1 pseudogene is annotated in these 226 nt (G+C 60.2%); it reads right to left on the bottom strand.

Going from position 1 to position 226, the window contains the following annotated elements:
- Positions 1-226, bottom strand: a pseudogene (locus tag HCN83_RS18910) (IS5/IS1182 family transposase); the annotation flags it as partial.

Raw genomic sequence — 226 nt, 5'->3', positions numbered from 1 at the left:
TCGTAAACGAGGGTTTCGTTTCGGCAGCCAGGGTGTTGTACGGAATCAAAAACGGGTTCTCTGCCTGGAGAGGCGCCTCTTCCAGAAGATACGTATAGGTTGGCTCACTGCCATAGCCGGCATCCGCCGCGAGCTGCTTGGGAAACGGCAGGGACCAGGAGCGGAGAAGCTCCAGGTGCGGGATCAGGCAGCGGGTATCCGTCGGGCGCTGATGCACCGAATAGCC

This window comes from Alkalicoccus luteus, assembly GCF_012034335.1.
Lineage (GTDB): Bacteria > Bacillota > Bacilli > Bacillales > Salisediminibacteriaceae > Alkalicoccus > Alkalicoccus luteus_A.
Note: the sequence above shows the minus strand (reverse complement) of the source record. Positions and strands in the feature narration are given on the sequence as shown.